This is a genomic window from Lysinibacillus sp. COL-1 (assembly GCF_059814265.1).
In genome coordinates, this window is record NZ_JCAWSJ010000004.1 from 3,200,196 (window position 1) to 3,215,422 (window position 15,227).

Consider the following 15,227-nt stretch of genomic DNA (forward strand, 5'->3'; position numbering starts at 1 on the left):
TACTCATTTTCACCTTTGAAACATATGATGCACTAATAACATCGTGTAGGAGGTGTTCTATGCTTATTCATGTAGTGAGTGCTGGCGAAACATTATGGCAAATAGCCAATCATTATGCTGTACCTGTTCAATCGATCAGTCTATTAAATGCATTAGCTACACCCGATCAATTAGCTATCGGGCAATCACTAGTTATTCCTTCTCCTTATACCATTTATACTGTTCAAAGTGGGGACACGTTATGGTCAATTGCACAACGTTTTAGTGTTCCTTTACAGTCCATCATTTCAGAAAATCATCTAACAAATCCTGATATGTTAACACCAGGAACGAAATTAATAATTCCCCCCATCATCCATATCGTGCAGCCAGGAGAAACATTATGGCAAATAGCTCAGCGCTACGGTACGACCGTTCAAGTCATTGTGGTGGAAAATCAAATAAACAATCCTAATATGCTATATGTAGGAACTAATTTAATCATCCCAAGAGAATTACCGATGATTGAAGTCAATGCTTATTCCTATCAGCCATCTGAAGAAGCGATTGATTCAATTAATGCCGTTGGTCACCTTTTAACGTACTTTAGTCCCTTTGCTTATAAAATGAAGGAAGACGGTACATTACAGCCCATCAGCGACGAAAGTATGATAGCAGCTGCAAAGGCTAAAAACATCATCCCTATGTTAACGCTCGCTAATTTTACTGCTACAGAAGAAGGCTCTAATTTAGCACATGTCGTCTTGTCCGATGCTGACCTACGAAAAAAAGTTATGAATAATGTTTTACAAGTGATGCAAGATAAAGGCTACCAAGTATTGAATATCGATTTTGAAAATGTTTTGCCAGCAGATCGTGAAAATTTCAATGCCTTTATACAATTAGCCGCTGATATGCTTCATCCAAAGGGCTATTTAGTGTCAACTGCCCTTGCACCAAAAACAAGTGCTACGCAAACTGGCACATTGTATGAAGCACATGATTACGAAGCACATGGGAGAATTGCAGATTTTGTAGTATTAATGACGTATGAATGGGGATATCGACTTGGCCCTCCACAAGCCATTTCCCCTATTAATGAAATGCGAAGAGTTGTGGAATATGCCTTAACTGAAATTCCAGCCGATAAGATTCTATTGGGCTTTGAGCTGTATGCGCGTGATTGGCTCTTACCTCATGTCAAAGGACAGGAAGCAGAAACGTTTAGTCCGCAGGAGGCGCTTAATAGAGCCATCAAGTACGGAGCAACAATACAATTTGACCCGACTGCACAATCTCCTTTTTATCAGTATGTCGATGAGCAAGGAAGGCATCACGAGGTATGGTTTGAAGATGCAAGAAGTGCACAGGCGAAATTTGATATGGTCAAACACTATAACCTTCGAGGTATTAGTTATTGGGCATTAGGTTTCCCGTTCCCTCAAAATTGGGTTTTATTAAGCAATCATTTTTCCATTAAAAAACCGTAGTGCTCGTTATTGTTCTCAAAAAATAAAGAGCTATGCAACTTTTTCCCATGTGAAGTAACGACTTACTACCTGTGATGTCGGGATAAAAAATGCTGTTTGAAGCCATATTAACCTATATCAACAGGAAAGGAGCAACTCACATGGGAAGAGACAATAAACAAGGTCAAAGCAATAATAAAGCTTCATTACCTCAAACACCAAAAAACCAAAAAATCGCACCAAATAAGGTGAGTGAAGAATTTTCTCAAGAGTTTATGGAGCTCATTAATTCAGTCACACAAAACAAAAATAAACAAAAAAAATAAGGGGGGCTTCCGTTGAATTTTCAACGTGCACAAGAAATTGTCGCCTCACCGTCAGAATATGAAGTGAGCTATAATGGCGTTTCCGTCTGGATCGACCAACTCCACAATGATGAGAAAACAGCGACTGTTCACCTTCGCCGCTCTTTAGAAGAGCGATCTGAAGTAGCTATTTCCGAATTAAAGGAAGAATATCTCGTTCATTAAACAGATAGAACCTGCTTATTTGCATAGTCAATAAGCAGGTTCTTTTTTTATTTAAATAATATAATCCTCAATATATTGAAGCTGTGTTAACACTTCATCTATATGGTGGTGTAACTCCGTATAGGTTTCTGAAATTTGCTGAGGTGAGATTGGCTTACTAAATAGATAGCCTTGAATATAATCACAACCGCCATCCATCAGAAATGATAGTTGTTCCACTTCTTCAATACCTTCTGCAACAACCTTTAAACGCAAATGTTTAGCCATCGAAATAATCATGGAAACAAGTGCTTCATCGTTTGGATTATGCGGCACATTTCTTACAAAAGTACGGTCGATTTTTAAACAATCAATGGGAAAATCCTTTAAATAGGATAAAGATGAATAGCCTGTTCCAAAATCATCTACAGCAATTTGAATGCCTAATGCCTTTAATTCATGTAATAGCTGTGTCATTTGATCAATATTCATCGTCATACTTTCCGTAATTTCTAATTGTAGATATTTAGGCGTCAATTTTGTGCGTTGTAAAATTTCTTCCACCATTTCTACTAAATCCTGCTGAAATAATTGCCCAAGTGACAAATTCACTGCCACCTTCATCGGGGGTAACCCTTGTTTTTCCCATGTTTTCGCTTGCATACAAGCTGTTTCTAATATCCATTTACCTAATGGGATAATAAGCCCACACTCTTCGGCAATGGGAATAAATACATCTGGTGGTACAAAGCCACGCGTCGGATGCCGCCAGCGGGCCAATGCTTCGACGGATTCAATTGTGCCCGTCTTTAAATTTACCTGTGGCTGATAATCTAAATAAAACTCATTATTGGCTAATGCATTATGTAAGTCTTGCTCTAACAAAATTCGATCTGCAATGTCTTTTGACATATAAGGCTTATAAAAAAGAAATCTTTGGGGTATTTGTCTAGCCTCTCTCATTGCTAATTGGGCATGCATCAATAGCTCTTCGCCCGTCCATTTATCCTCATAGAGGGCAATGCCCATATTCAAGTTGCCATTTAATGAAAATAATTGTACCTGCAAAGGGTCTTTCATGGCACTTTTGAGATTTAAGCAAAATTGTAATAATTCTTCAACCGTCTTTACATGATTAATATAAATAACAAATTGACCCTCTCGCAGCTTCGTTGCAAAATAATGAGGAGGTACAATCGCTTGAATGCGCTCTGCGACAAGCTTCATCATTTTATTAGAATTACTTATCCCGATAGAGGAGCGAATGGCTGCAAAACGGTCAATTTCTATGGCAATGATGGCCTTCTGCACTTGATTATCATGTAAATTTTCCTTTAACGTCTTTAGTAATAAATGCTCATTTGGCAGTAGTGTTATATCATCGTGATAGGCCTGAAATCGCAGCTCTTCTTGAGATTGTTCAAGATCCTTTTTAATTTTTAATAATTGTTGAAACGGCTTTTCCACAGATGTATAATAAATCGCCTTTAAGAAAAAGTAAAAGGCTAAAAATTGATAAATTAATGCCGAGAAATCCCATATCGCATTTTGATCTTGACTAAAAATAAAAAAGACATCACTTACAATAAGCGAGATGGCTGCACTGATTAACCACATCGATCGCTTCGGCATTTTTTTTAGATACCTACTTACTATCACAATGGTTATAATTTGAAGAATTATAGCAAAAAGGTGTACCATATTATCAATATACACTAGCAATTGTTCTGACAATATGTTGGATACCATATACACTAGAGAAATACTGACTATAACGAATAGCAAAGAACTACCATATGTAAACAACCGATAGTTCATTGATAATTGTTGTCTTTTGAATAAAATAATCAGTAGAAATCCAATGGATAGATACACACGCATTAATATATGTATTGACTCGTCCATATAGCCCCATTCAGTAGATTGACTAAAGAACAAGCTAACTAATTCAAGTAATGCAATTATAAAAAAAATGTTCCCTATGTATAAAGTTTGATTGGATAATAAGTGTGAAAATACTAAATAAGATTGGATCGCAATAGCCATTGTAAAAACAATGATTAAAACTTGGATCACCAATTTTAAATTTTGATAAATGTCACCTTGGAATACACCATACATTTGATTGCTAAAGCTTAATAATGGTATGACAAGTAATAACGGCAATATTATGTACCAAACCTCTTTTTTCTCTATTTGATTAAACCATTTCTCCACTACAAACCCTCCATACAACTATCTAAACATTGACTAGGAAATTCTAACTAACTATATTAAATAATACACTTAGAATTGTATATTTCTTTGACTTCTTACAAATCATAACACTTTTATCTGAATTTGTATGCATTCATATCAAGTATGCTAATATTCATTTTATTTCAATATTAGCATACTTTTGATATTTTAGTACTTCATTCCACTTCAAAAACTTGGTTACTTAGCCTCTGGAAGATTCTAGCCCGTCTTTTTTTACTAGCAGCGACAGATAAACCTAGTACTTTGGCTATTTCTTGATCATTGTAGCCTTCTACATAATAAAGGAGTAGTATTTTTCTTTCTATCTGCTTTAACTGGGTCAAAATACTTTCAAGGTCAATAGAATTTTTTTGATTCTCCCCTCCTTTGAACTCACTACGAACATAATCGAGTGTTTCATCATCAACGACTGTTATTCGCTCTTTATAGCTTTTTTCCTTTGATAATTCATTTAAAATCTCCCCTTTGATCGATGAATATATATAAGCGGAAAATTGTCCTTTTGCTGGATCTGCTTTTAGCCATGCCCTCCATACAGCAATGGAAGCAATATGACGATAATAATCAAACTCCTTATAGATATGAAGTTGCTTAAGAATAACGGTAATCATTGGTTGCACACATTCTAATATTTCTTCAAAGGATTGTGTTGGTGAAAGCTTTTGCTCGTTCTGAATAGACATTTTACTCTTCCTGTCGACTATGCACAGTCCAATATTCCTAGGTGATACTATCTTAGTCCCTGGCGTTTATTGAAAGCGAGTACACATTTTCATCATTTCATCGTTGAGAATGACTAAAACCCCTGTCCTATTTATACATAATCTCAGCAATTTATTGTAAAAATCATATATTTTTCTTTGGCATTTCATACATATTTAAACGATGATTGGACAAATTACTACTAAGGAGGCGAAATAGATGAATTTTCAAATAAGAGATGCCATTACTGCAAATGTTCATGGTCAATCTGCAGCAGAATTTAAAGATATTGTGGAAGATGCCATTAACCGTGGAGAAGAACATTTACTGCCAGGGCTTGGGGTGTTTTTCGAAAATTGGTGGAAGCAATCAAGTCCATCTGAACAAGATGAATTCGTTCAAAAACTAGAAAAAATATTTGCAAACTGATTTTTAATGCACAGTGCATTCCATTTCCAATAAATGCGTGATAAAGTTTTATTTATCAGAAAATTTGGAGGGATTGGAATGACTGTTGCAGTAGAATTACTTGTCAATCAACTCAAACAGGTGTTATTAGAAGAACAAGTGTCAACAAACGAAACGGTACGACAGCTACATGGGAAGGATGAATCTCATCATGCGGTGAGCCTACCTGATATCGTTGTTTTTCCACGCTCCACAGCAGATGTCAGTGCCGTTTTAAAAATTGCACATGCACAACGTGTACCAGTTGTACCATTTGGTGTTGGCTCCAGCCTAGAAGGAAATGCAATTCCTATTGCACATGGTATTTCCATCGACTTCTCTGAAATGAATGCTATTTTAGAAGTTCGACCTGATGACCTTCTTGTAAAAGTACAGCCTGGGGTCACACGTTCTCAATTAAATAAGGAATTAAAAAAGCACGGTCTACAATTCACAGTAGATCCAGGTGCAGATGCAACATTAGGTGGCATGGCAGCAACGAATGCTAGTGGTACAACCGCAGTACGTTACGGTGTTATGCGGGATCAAGTTCGTGATTTAGAGGTTGTACTTGCAGACGGCTCCGTCATCCATACTGGTAATTTAGCTGCGAAGTCCTCTTCTGGTTATCATCTCAACGGTCTATTTGTAGGCTCAGAAGGGACACTTGGCTGCTTTACAGAGTTAATATTGAAAGTCTACGGTATACCTGAATTTGTAACAGCAGGACGCGCAGTTTTTGATACAGTAGGCGATGCTGTCTGTGCCGTCACTGCTTTATTACAGGTAGGCATTTCAATCGGCCGAGTGGAATTAGTTGATGAAGCCTCTATGAAACAAGCCAATATCTATAACGATACTTCCTATAGCGAAAAACCAACATTATTTTTAGAATTTCACGGAAATGAAGCAGGTATGCATGCAGATATAGCATTTGCTACAGAAATTTTTGAGGACTTCGGCTGTCTATCCGTTGAATTTGAACAAGATAATGCGGCACGTAACAAGCTTTGGGAAGCACGTCATTCCTTAGCCTATGCGTATATTCATGCTTACCCTGGGAAAAAGCTTATGTCAACAGATGTCTGTGTACCAATCTCCATGCTTGCAGAAACCATTTTGTATGCGCGTGAGCAGCTCGATCATATTGGTCTTGCAGGCGGGATTGTCGGACATGTGGGCGATGGAAATTTCCATGCACTACTAATGTTAAATCCTAATGACATAGAGGAGCAGGCAAAAGCAGATCGCTTCAATGAACAGATTGTTCAATATGCTTTACTTCGGGGTGGTACATGTACAGGTGAACATGGTGTTGGCATTGGCAAAATGAAATATCAAGCTACTGAGCACGGTACCTCTTTAGCTGTCATGAAAAGTATAAAAGCAGCACTCGATCCATATAACATTATGAATCCAGGAAAAATTTTCACCCTATAACTAACGATAAACCCGCTGAATGACTATGTCATCAGCGGGTTTATGTTTATAAATCATAGCGGAAGCTCTTGACTAAAATGTCGCCCTTATAAAATTCCTTTGACTCGTCTCGTACAAAGCCTAGAGATAAATAAAGATTAATAGCAGCCTGCATGATATCACCTGAATGTAAATAAAGAGCCTTATCCTGTCTCTTTCTGGCAAAGGCAAAACTTTCGTGTAATAATTTCTTAGCGACCCCTTGCCCTCTCCCTTTCGGATGTACGCCTAACAAGCGTACGATCGTAGATTGAATATTCAGCTCTGGCAAGCCATATGCTTTTTCCGCATCAGTAAATATTTGTAGCCCTCCTACTATCTCCTCACCACGCTTTGCTACAAGAATTGTTTCTGCGTTCGGATTGCCGACTGAAGCACGGATATCACTTAAATATGACTGCCAATGTTCAGGGTCCTGATAGTCTTTTTCGTATTGCTCATAGCTCTCGACTAAAACCTCAAGATAGCGTTCATAATCTTCCTCTTGTAAATGTTCAATCACAATGTCAGCTACTGTCATGCTAGTTTCCCCTTTCTATGATGAAAAGCCACCCTTACGATAGGCGGTTACTCTTTTTTCAATGCGATGTGAGATCCATTCTGCCACAATTGATATTCCCCAATAAATGATTCCCACAGCAATAAATGACTCTAAAAACTTTAAATTCACAGAAGCAACGATATTCGCAGCACCAGTCAACTCTTTAATAGATAGAAAAAATGCTAAGGATGTGGCATGTAAAAAGCCAATAAAGACGTTTGTCAAATTCGGAATAGACTGCCCAAATGCTTGCGGTAAAATATAACGTCGCATCGCTTGAGTAAATGTTAAACCAATCGCATAGGCTGCTTCTAATTGTCCTTTCGGTACACTTAATATTCCTGAGCGAATAATTTCAGAAGCATAAGCTCCCGCACTAAGTGTTAAGGCGAGTATGACAAAAAATAATATAGGAATGGTGCTTGATTGTATCTTTAACTGTAAAGTACTTGCCATCATATCCACTAGCATTGGCAAGCCAAAATAAACGAGCATGATATGCATAATAATGGGCGTGCCTCTAAAAAAAGAGACATAAAAATTAAGTATAGGCGCAATAAATTTTATTTGTTTAATGCGAACAAAAGCGACGATTATCCCTATAACAATACCTAATAATACAGGTGTAATGGTCATGAATAAGGTTAAAGGTATTACTTTACTAATTTCTCGTAAGGCTTCTACTATAAAAGCCAGATCAATGGTCATACTATATTCCCCCTATTGTGAAGCCAATTCCTTTGGCATATAACGATTAAAATAGCGTTCATTGAACTTAAATAGTTTTTCCAGCACGATCACGATAATATAGTAAACAATAGACAATGCTACATAGATTTCAAACGCTCGTGTCGTTGAAGCAATCAAGGTTTCTCCACGTCCAACCATATCCATTACGCCAATAGAGAACGCTAGTGATGTATCTTTTAATGAACTAATCATCGTGTTTGCTATATTTGGAAAAGCAACACGAATTGCCTGTGGGAAAACAATGCGCATAAAAGCCTGTGTTCCATTTAAGCCTACTGAATAGGCAGCCTCCATTTGTCCTCGGTCAACGGTTAAAATAGCAGCACGAAATATTTCGGCAAAGGCTGCCGCATTGCTTAGTGTGTAGGTAATAATGACAAAATACATCGCATCCATGCGAGTAACATCAATATGAATCAATTTTAGCAATGCAGGTATGCCGTAAAATACTAAGAACAACTGCACTAAAATAGGGGTTCCACGAATAAAGGATATATAGACCGTGATGATCTGCTTCAATACGGGTATGTGAAGTAGCTTCGGTATGGCTAGCACAATCCCTAGTACCATACCAAAAAGTATGGAGAATAGTAGTATTTCAAATGTTACTGGTAAATATTGAAGCAATGTTGGAATGATCTTCGCAATGAGCATGACATCAAAGTTATTTTCCATACTTCCGCCTTCCTTTCCTGTCATTAGAAGTCTACTGTGTAATCATCACCTAACCATTTTTTACTAAGTTCACTTACCACTCCCTCTTTCTTTAATTCAACGATAGCTTCATCTAAACGCTCCTGTAATGTCACTTCATCTTTATTGAGTAAAAAGTATACTTTTGAATTTAATAATGCGTCACCTACAACCTTTTGTTGTGCTTCATTGCTCTCGTTATAGTATCTGACTGCGAACGGTGTTGTAATAATGGCATCAATACGACCTGTAGCCAGTTGATTATTGACATCTACTGAACCAGAAGAATAGACGATATTCGCTCCTAAATTATGCTCTTTATTATATTTTTCAATAAAAACAGCGGAGTTACTCGTTGGTGAAACACTGATATTCTTCCCTTTCAAATCCTCAACGGATTGAATTTCTTTATTTTTCTCATTCACTGTCACCTTTAATGGGAAGACATTATACGGCTCTTTATTGAATAAAAACTTCTCCTGTCGTTCACTATTGACTTCCATTTGATGGGCAATAAAATCAATTTTCCCTGTCTCTAAACTTAGTAATAAATTGGAAAATTCCATTGTTTTAAACTCAAATTCATATTCTGGTAGCTTCTCATCAATTGCTCGAACAAGCTCCACGTCATAGCCCGTTAAATTGCCTTTATCATCTAAAAAGCAGATGTTTGGAAACTGTGTCCCCGTACCTACAATGATTTTTTGAACATCTTTCCCACCCTGTGCTGTATTTTGAGCACTCGCATCTCCATCTGATTTTTCTGAGCTTACGCAGGCTGTTAATAGTGCCGCTAGTACAAATAGTAGATAAAACGATATTTTTTTCATAAAATCCCTCATTCCTTCTGTTATGCATGTGAGGGTAAGCTCACAGCAAGTGCCTTCTGCAGGTGTTCTAAACCTATTTCTGTTACAGCTTGATAGATACCCGTTTCACTTGATCCAATTTCTACAATAGGTACATATCGAACACCATATTTTATTTCAAGGATGTCGCGGAACGTATCATTCGACGTGACATCCACCGTTTTGTATGCTATTCGTTGTTCCTGTAAATACGCTTTTATATCCTCGCAATAACTACAACCTTGTTTCGACCAAACAATTATCTCTACATTTTTTGTCATGATGATGACCTCCTTAGCTGACTGCCACTTTTTGCTGTAGCTGTAAATTAACTGGACTTAATAGTTCGAATGAGCGTTTACGTTCAAACTCCTTCAATACAGGAGTATGCAAAATGAATTCATCTACCTGATATTGAACATGAAAATCATCTAATATTGCTTTAATATCCTTAGGCGATCCATAGACAATATCTGCCTCATATTGTTTGACTGTATACGCCTCTCCAGACTCTTGACCAAATTTTTCAGCTAGCTCTATGGATTGTAATGTCAGTGTTCTACCACTCGCTAAATGCACCTTCGTAATTTTTTGATCCCCAATCAATTCCTTTGCTTCCTTTTTGGTTGGAGCTGCAATGGCTGCGATTGATATGGCGAAGTGGCCACTGGCATTATACTCACGATAGATACGTGCTGCTTGCGCTAATACATCATTGTCACTATTAATAAATCGAGCAAAGACAAATGCAATGCCGAGTTTTCCTGCAAGAGCAGCACTTTCTGGGCTAGCACCGAGTAAAAATAATGTTGGCTTTATCTTCGGAATCGGCGTTGCTTGTATACCATATAATTCGTGCTCTTTTGGTATTGATTGCTCCATTAATTGCTGTAAAAATGTTAGTCTATCTTCAAAATCGTCCCCCTGATTGAGCGTGCCATATTGTAATGCCTTTGTGGAAAGAGGTAAACCACCTGGTGCTTTTCCAATACCTAAATCCACTCGTCCTGGCTCCAACGCTGCCAGTACATGGAAGTTTTCTGCCACCTTGTATGGGCTGTAATGTTGTAGCATCACACCACCTGACCCGATATGAATGGATTTTGTCTTTGCCAATAAATAGGAAACTAATACTTCTGGCGAGGAACCTGCTAATGTTTCTGTATGATGGTGCTCCGACACCCAAAAACGTGAGTAACCCAACTGCTCCGCTTTTTGTGCAAGTGCCACTGTTTTTTGCAAAGTTTGTTCGTTTGTTGCATCCTCGATAATCGGACTTTGATCTAATATGCCTAATGTATAGCTCATATAATGCCTCCTAATTTCTTTTATTCGAATAAATTTACTAGGTTTTTAGACAGACTGTGTGACATAGCGACTTTCTTTGAATGGTAACCCCAAATTCCCACGCAGTGTTTCTGCCTCATAGTCTTTACGATAAAGTCCTCTTGCTTGTAAAATAGGCACGACCTTATCCACAAAATCTTCAAGAGCACCAGGCACTGTCACACCAATGATGAAGCCATCTGCCGCTTCCTTTTCAAACCATTTCTGTACTAGATCCGCTACCTGCTCAGCTGTCCCAAAAAAGGCTGTTTTAGGTGTAGCTTCACGTAAAGCAACCTGACGTAATGTAAGACCCTCTTGTTTAGCATATCGTTTAATATAATCAGTTGTACTTCTAAAGCTATTGGCTCCAATGTCACCTAGTTCAGGAAACGGAGCATTCACATCATACTGAGTAAAATCATGATGGTCGAAATAACGCCCAAGATAAGCAAGTGCACGGTCTATGGAAACTAGTTCAACGATTTCTTGATATTTTGCCTCTGCTTCCTCCACTGTATCGCCAATAATAGGTGAAATTCCTGGGAAGATTTTTACTTCATCTGGATTACGCCCAAATGCTGCCACCTCTGTTTTTACTCTTCTGTAAAATGTTTGCGCCTCTTCAATTGATGCACCATGTGTAAAAATAGCATCTGCATCCTTGGCGGCCAATCGAATGCCTGCATCTGATGACCCAGCTTGGAAAATAACAGGCTGACCTTGTTTTGACCGTCCAATATTGAGTGGACCTTGAACTGAAAAATAGGTCCCTTTATGATGTAAAATGTGTAATTTTTCTGGATCAAAAAATTGATCATTGTCAACGTCAGCAATAAATGCATCATCATCCCAAGAGTCCCATAAGCCTTTGACAACCTCTAAATATTCTTCCGCAATTTGATAACGCTCTGCATGGTTAGGATGTTGGTCGATTGTTTTATTGTAGTTCAAAGCAGTACTTTCTAATGGAGTAGTTACTACATTCCAGCCTGCACGCCCCGCACTAATATGATCTAATGAAGCAAATTGTCTTGCCACTGTAAATGGTTCGCTATAGGAAGTTGAAACGGTTCCAACTAAGCCAATATTCTTCGTCGCTACAGCCAATGCTGATAAAATTGTAATCGGCTCAAAGCGGTTTAAAAAATGAGGGATGGATTTTTCATTAATAAATAAACCATCTGCAATAAATGCTACATCAAATTTCCCTTGCTCTGCCTTCTGAGCCTGCTGAATATAAAAAGGCAAGCTTACACTTTGATTACTCGCTACCTTTGGATGACGCCAACTAGAAATATTGCCCCCCACTCCATGAATGATGGCCCCAAATCGAATTTTATCCTGTCTAGCCATGTCAATTCCTCCTCAATCCTTATTATTTACTAAACTTAGTGGTTAAGTATGTTTTTGTTTAAAAATTTTTTATTTATGCTAATTCATAAATAAATTTGGATTGAAAATGATATTACAGTTCCTTTAGACAATATGCAATAGGCTACGTAATAGAAAAAATTTTAAGTTCTGAAAAAATATTTAATCAATGCCTTTCTTGCATGCTTTCAAATTGCTTAGCGGTCTCACAGATTGTCTGCCAAAAGGCTGTCGTCAACACCTCTTTATCTTTATAGGTTAAAAATATGTGTTGATTCATATCCAATAAATGCTTGACGTCTATCTCCACAAATTCACCGCTTTCGAGCTCCTTTTTGACGCAAAGATGTGGTAAAAAGCTAATATAGTTCTTTGTCCGAATAAATTCCTTGGCAACTTCTAAATGATCCGTACGTACTTCAATATTGGCTGTCACACCCTCTATCTCAAACATTTTATGCACATAATTCCAATCAAACGCTCCACATTCAAAAAACACCATTTTCTGTTGGGCTAACTCCTTTGCTTGCATGCGTTCACGTTGTTGTAATAGATGATCACGATGTTTCACAAGTTTCACCGCATTGTTTAATAATAGCTCATTACTGATGCCATCTCGATGCACATATTGAATAAGACCTAGATGGATTTGATGGCTTTGTAACTTTTCTAAAATCATAGTAGTTGAACCTGTAATTAGTTGAAATCGCAAATAAGGAAATTGCTCTTTCCATTTTGGCAATGCATAGGCTAAGAAATACTGTGCTGTCACCCCATTTGCCCCAATACATACTTCATCTGTTTCCTGTGTTTCCTCTAATTGCTTCTTTCCTTGCTGAAACGTTTGGACAATTTGTGTAGCAAACGGTATAAAGTCTTTTCCTTTCTCCGATACGCTCACACTTCGCCCATCTCGGTAAAACAATTCAACACCAAGCTCCCTCTCTAACGATTTGATTCGTGCTGTCACAGTCGGCTGTGAGAGAAACAACGCATTGGCTGCCTTATGGGTACTTTTGTAATGGACAACATATAAAAATGCTTCGATATGGTCTATATTCACGAGAAGTTCACCCCTTCATACTTATTTATCCTATTATATAAATAATTCTTTATATTCTCTATAATTTATTGGAAAACTATGTTTTTAATTTTTATCAAAAGAAAAAGTAACCTAGCGTCTCCTAGGTTACTTTCATAGTGTTGAAAAACAAAACCATCCATAGAATTTATGTGAAAGGTGAAAAAGGATTTCCGTTGCAGGCTACTTGCTTTCCTGTGGGCGAGCGCCGAGCCGCTTCCTCCGTGCAGGGGCTCGCCTGTCTCGCTATGAGCTGCACCCAAAATATTGGACTTAAAAATCTACTATAGGGGGTGCAGGTAGTGATTTCTGATGAACAAAAATTAGCCGCAGTTCTAGCTTACTTTGAAGAAAAAGAAAGTACGTATCAGATTGCCAATCGATTACAGAGGGATCGACAGTACATTCGATTATGGATTGAATTATATCGCTATCATGGCATCGAAGGAATTATTCGTCCTCAAGGGTTCACGAATTACGAAGATTCTTTTAAAATAAAAGTAATTCAACACCTGATAGAGACGGGCGATTCGCTCCTTCAGACTGCTGCGAAGTTTAATATTCCTTCCCGTGAAACCATTCGGAGATGGAAAAAACAATGGATGTCAACGGCTGGTGAGGTGCTCTATCAAGTAGAAAAGGAGCGCCAATCAATGCCAAAAAAACAACCACCTTCGTCCGATTTAAATGGAAAAACAACGGATGAGTTAAAAGCCGAAATTGAGTATTTACGGATGGAAAATGCCTATTTAAAAAAGTTGAAAGCCTTAGTTCAAGAAAAGGATGCCTTCAAATCCAAGAAAAAGTAAGAGCTGTTGATGAGCTAAGGTTGGATTTTCCTCTTCAAGCTCTATTAAAAGTCGCGAAACTTAAGAAAAGTACGTATTATTATCATCTCCAAAAATGGGTAAAACCAGATAAATATCAGGCGATCAAAGAACGAATTCAGACGCTTTTTCATTACCATAAGGGGCGTTATGGCTATCGTCGTATTTGTTTAGCCCTCCGAAATGAAGGGTTTTTCATCAACCATAAAACGGTCCAACGATTGATGCAAGAATTGGGCTTAAAAGGGACGGTACGCCCTAAAAAATACCGTTCGTATAAAGGGACAGTCGGCTATGTCGCAGAGAATGTCATCCAACGTGATTTTGAAGCCACTGCACCCAATCAGAAATGGGTAACCGATGTAACGGAGTTTAAAATAAACGGTCAAAAAATCTATATATCCGCTGTATTAGATTTATTCAATCGAGAAATCGTTGGGTATGAGGTATCAAAATCACCTAATTTTGAGTTAGTTCAACAGTCTTTTAAGAAGGCATTTACGTATACAAAGTTATCGAAAAAGAGTGGCTTAATCGTCCATTCTGATCAAGGATGGTTATATCAAATACCACGTTTTAAAGCGTTATTGGCAACACATGAAATCAAGCAAAGTATGTCACGGAAAGGAAATTGTTTAGATAATGCCGTGATAGAAAGCTTTTTTGGCATTATGAAATCAGAATTTCTATACGCAACAACGTTTAAGAACTACGAAGCATTCAAAAAAGCGTTAGTAGACTATATCCACTACTACAATCATGAACGGATAAAAATAAAACTCAACGGAAAAAGTCCAGTTGAGTTTCGAAGAGTTTCTTAAAAGTTCAAATTTTTGGGGTCAGTTCATAGCGTCATAGAGGAGACCCTGGAGCGAACGCAGTGAGTGAAGCGGCTCATCTGACGCCCCCTGGAAAGGACGCTGGCGGAACGGACATCAACCTC

17 protein-coding genes are annotated in these 15,227 nt (G+C 37.8%); 7 read left to right on the plus strand and 10 right to left on the minus strand.

Annotated features, from left to right (window positions below; genetic code table 11):
* Positions 1-59 precede the first annotated feature (59 nt).
* From AC6BKE_RS24080 to AC6BKE_RS24090, 3 genes are all read left to right on the plus strand, one after another.
* On the plus strand, positions 60-1,469 hold the full coding sequence (locus tag AC6BKE_RS24080) for a glycoside hydrolase family 18 protein (protein WP_036128266.1): 1,410 nt from the start codon (positions 60-62) through the stop codon (positions 1,467-1,469).
* A gap of 140 nt (positions 1,470-1,609) precedes the next feature.
* Positions 1,610-1,774 (plus strand): YfhD family protein, encoded by a 165-nt coding sequence (locus tag AC6BKE_RS24085; RefSeq protein ID WP_139149533.1) that lies wholly within the window; start codon positions 1,610-1,612, stop codon positions 1,772-1,774.
* A 12-nt stretch (positions 1,775-1,786) separates the two neighbouring features.
* Positions 1,787-1,978, plus strand: coding sequence for an H-type small acid-soluble spore protein (locus AC6BKE_RS24090; protein WP_036128267.1), 192 nt, complete (start codon positions 1,787-1,789; stop codon positions 1,976-1,978).
* Positions 1,979-2,029: 51 nt separating this feature from the next.
* Here the strand turns inward: AC6BKE_RS24090 and AC6BKE_RS24095 are convergent, their stop codons facing one another.
* Entirely contained in the window at positions 2,030-4,174 is a 2,145-nt protein-coding gene (locus tag AC6BKE_RS24095; protein ID WP_244504879.1) for a bifunctional diguanylate cyclase/phosphodiesterase, read from the minus strand.
* Positions 4,175-4,371: 197 nt separating this feature from the next.
* Positions 4,372-4,899 (minus strand): RNA polymerase sigma factor, encoded by a 528-nt coding sequence (locus tag AC6BKE_RS24100; protein ID WP_036128268.1) that lies wholly within the window; start codon positions 4,897-4,899, stop codon positions 4,372-4,374.
* A 238-nt stretch (positions 4,900-5,137) separates the two neighbouring features.
* Between AC6BKE_RS24100 and sspI the strand changes: the two genes are divergently transcribed.
* Together sspI and AC6BKE_RS24110 are read left to right on the plus strand one after the other, a co-directional pair.
* A complete protein-coding gene (gene sspI / locus AC6BKE_RS24105; RefSeq protein ID WP_036128269.1) occupies positions 5,138-5,347 on the plus strand; it encodes a small acid-soluble spore protein SspI in 210 nt (69 codons plus the stop codon).
* 78 nt (positions 5,348-5,425) lie between these two features.
* The gene (locus AC6BKE_RS24110) at positions 5,426-6,805 is read left to right on the plus strand and encodes an FAD-binding oxidoreductase (RefSeq protein WP_036128270.1); all 1,380 of its coding nucleotides are present in this window, start codon (positions 5,426-5,428) and stop codon (positions 6,803-6,805) included.
* 46 nt (positions 6,806-6,851) lie between these two features.
* Here the strand turns inward: AC6BKE_RS24110 and AC6BKE_RS24115 are convergent, their stop codons facing one another.
* The 8 genes from AC6BKE_RS24115 to AC6BKE_RS24150 all read right to left on the minus strand — a co-directional run bounded on the left by AC6BKE_RS24115 (position 6,852) and on the right by AC6BKE_RS24150 (position 13,439).
* Positions 6,852-7,364, minus strand: a complete 513-nt coding sequence (locus tag AC6BKE_RS24115) for a GNAT family N-acetyltransferase (RefSeq protein ID WP_036128271.1) — start codon at positions 7,362-7,364, stop codon at positions 6,852-6,854.
* A 15-nt stretch (positions 7,365-7,379) separates the two neighbouring features.
* On the minus strand, positions 7,380-8,093 hold the full coding sequence (locus AC6BKE_RS24120; protein WP_036128272.1) for an amino acid ABC transporter permease: 714 nt from the start codon (positions 8,091-8,093) through the stop codon (positions 7,380-7,382).
* Between the two features lie 12 nt (positions 8,094-8,105).
* Positions 8,106-8,810, minus strand: a complete 705-nt coding sequence (locus AC6BKE_RS24125) for an amino acid ABC transporter permease (protein WP_036128280.1) — start codon at positions 8,808-8,810, stop codon at positions 8,106-8,108.
* Between the two features lie 23 nt (positions 8,811-8,833).
* The gene (locus AC6BKE_RS24130) at positions 8,834-9,658 is read right to left on the minus strand and encodes a transporter substrate-binding domain-containing protein (RefSeq protein ID WP_342535019.1); all 825 of its coding nucleotides are present in this window, start codon (positions 9,656-9,658) and stop codon (positions 8,834-8,836) included.
* A gap of 20 nt (positions 9,659-9,678) precedes the next feature.
* On the minus strand, positions 9,679-9,957 hold the full coding sequence (locus tag AC6BKE_RS24135) for a glutaredoxin family protein (protein ID WP_340809307.1): 279 nt from the start codon (positions 9,955-9,957) through the stop codon (positions 9,679-9,681).
* A 13-nt stretch (positions 9,958-9,970) separates the two neighbouring features.
* Positions 9,971-10,984, minus strand: a complete 1,014-nt coding sequence (locus AC6BKE_RS24140) for an LLM class flavin-dependent oxidoreductase (protein WP_271910660.1) — start codon at positions 10,982-10,984, stop codon at positions 9,971-9,973.
* Positions 10,985-11,029: 45 nt separating this feature from the next.
* Complete coding sequence (locus AC6BKE_RS24145) at positions 11,030-12,358, minus strand: LLM class flavin-dependent oxidoreductase (protein WP_036128276.1); 1,329 nt, start codon at positions 12,356-12,358, stop codon at positions 11,030-11,032.
* Positions 12,359-12,542: 184 nt separating this feature from the next.
* Complete coding sequence (locus AC6BKE_RS24150; RefSeq protein WP_036128277.1) at positions 12,543-13,439, minus strand: LysR family transcriptional regulator; 897 nt, start codon at positions 13,437-13,439, stop codon at positions 12,543-12,545.
* Positions 13,440-13,759: 320 nt separating this feature from the next.
* Between AC6BKE_RS24150 and AC6BKE_RS24155 the strand changes: the two genes are divergently transcribed.
* Together AC6BKE_RS24155 and AC6BKE_RS24160 are read left to right on the plus strand one after the other, a co-directional pair.
* The gene (locus AC6BKE_RS24155; RefSeq protein WP_180957841.1) at positions 13,760-14,266 is read left to right on the plus strand and encodes a helix-turn-helix domain-containing protein; all 507 of its coding nucleotides are present in this window, start codon (positions 13,760-13,762) and stop codon (positions 14,264-14,266) included.
* Positions 14,251-15,105 (plus strand): IS3 family transposase, encoded by an 855-nt coding sequence (locus tag AC6BKE_RS24160; protein WP_145991340.1) that lies wholly within the window; start codon positions 14,251-14,253, stop codon positions 15,103-15,105. Before AC6BKE_RS24155 ends, AC6BKE_RS24160 begins: the two co-directional genes overlap by 16 nt.
* Positions 15,106-15,227: the final 122 nt, after the last annotated feature.

Coding starts and splice junctions, on each gene's coding strand:
- AC6BKE_RS24125 (WP_036128280.1), bottom strand. CDS start 8,810: ATGGAAAATAACTTTGATGTCATGCTCATTGCGAAGATCATTCCAACA.
- AC6BKE_RS24115 (WP_036128271.1), bottom strand. CDS start 7,364: ATGACAGTAGCTGACATTGTGATTGAACATTTACAAGAGGAAGATTAT.
- AC6BKE_RS24120 (WP_036128272.1), bottom strand. CDS start 8,093: ATGACCATTGATCTGGCTTTTATAGTAGAAGCCTTACGAGAAATTAGT.
- AC6BKE_RS24100 (WP_036128268.1), bottom strand. CDS start 4,899: ATGTCTATTCAGAACGAGCAAAAGCTTTCACCAACACAATCCTTTGAA.
- sspI (WP_036128269.1), top strand. CDS start 5,138: ATGAATTTTCAAATAAGAGATGCCATTACTGCAAATGTTCATGGTCAA.
- AC6BKE_RS24135 (WP_340809307.1), bottom strand. CDS start 9,957: ATGACAAAAAATGTAGAGATAATTGTTTGGTCGAAACAAGGTTGTAGT.
- AC6BKE_RS24080 (WP_036128266.1), top strand. CDS start 60: ATGCTTATTCATGTAGTGAGTGCTGGCGAAACATTATGGCAAATAGCC.
- AC6BKE_RS24145 (WP_036128276.1), bottom strand. CDS start 12,358: ATGGCTAGACAGGATAAAATTCGATTTGGGGCCATCATTCATGGAGTG.
- AC6BKE_RS24085 (WP_139149533.1), top strand. CDS start 1,610: ATGGGAAGAGACAATAAACAAGGTCAAAGCAATAATAAAGCTTCATTA.
- AC6BKE_RS24130 (WP_342535019.1), bottom strand. CDS start 9,658: ATGAAAAAAATATCGTTTTATCTACTATTTGTACTAGCGGCACTATTA.
- AC6BKE_RS24110 (WP_036128270.1), top strand. CDS start 5,426: ATGACTGTTGCAGTAGAATTACTTGTCAATCAACTCAAACAGGTGTTA.
- AC6BKE_RS24140 (WP_271910660.1), bottom strand. CDS start 10,984: ATGAGCTATACATTAGGCATATTAGATCAAAGTCCGATTATCGAGGAT.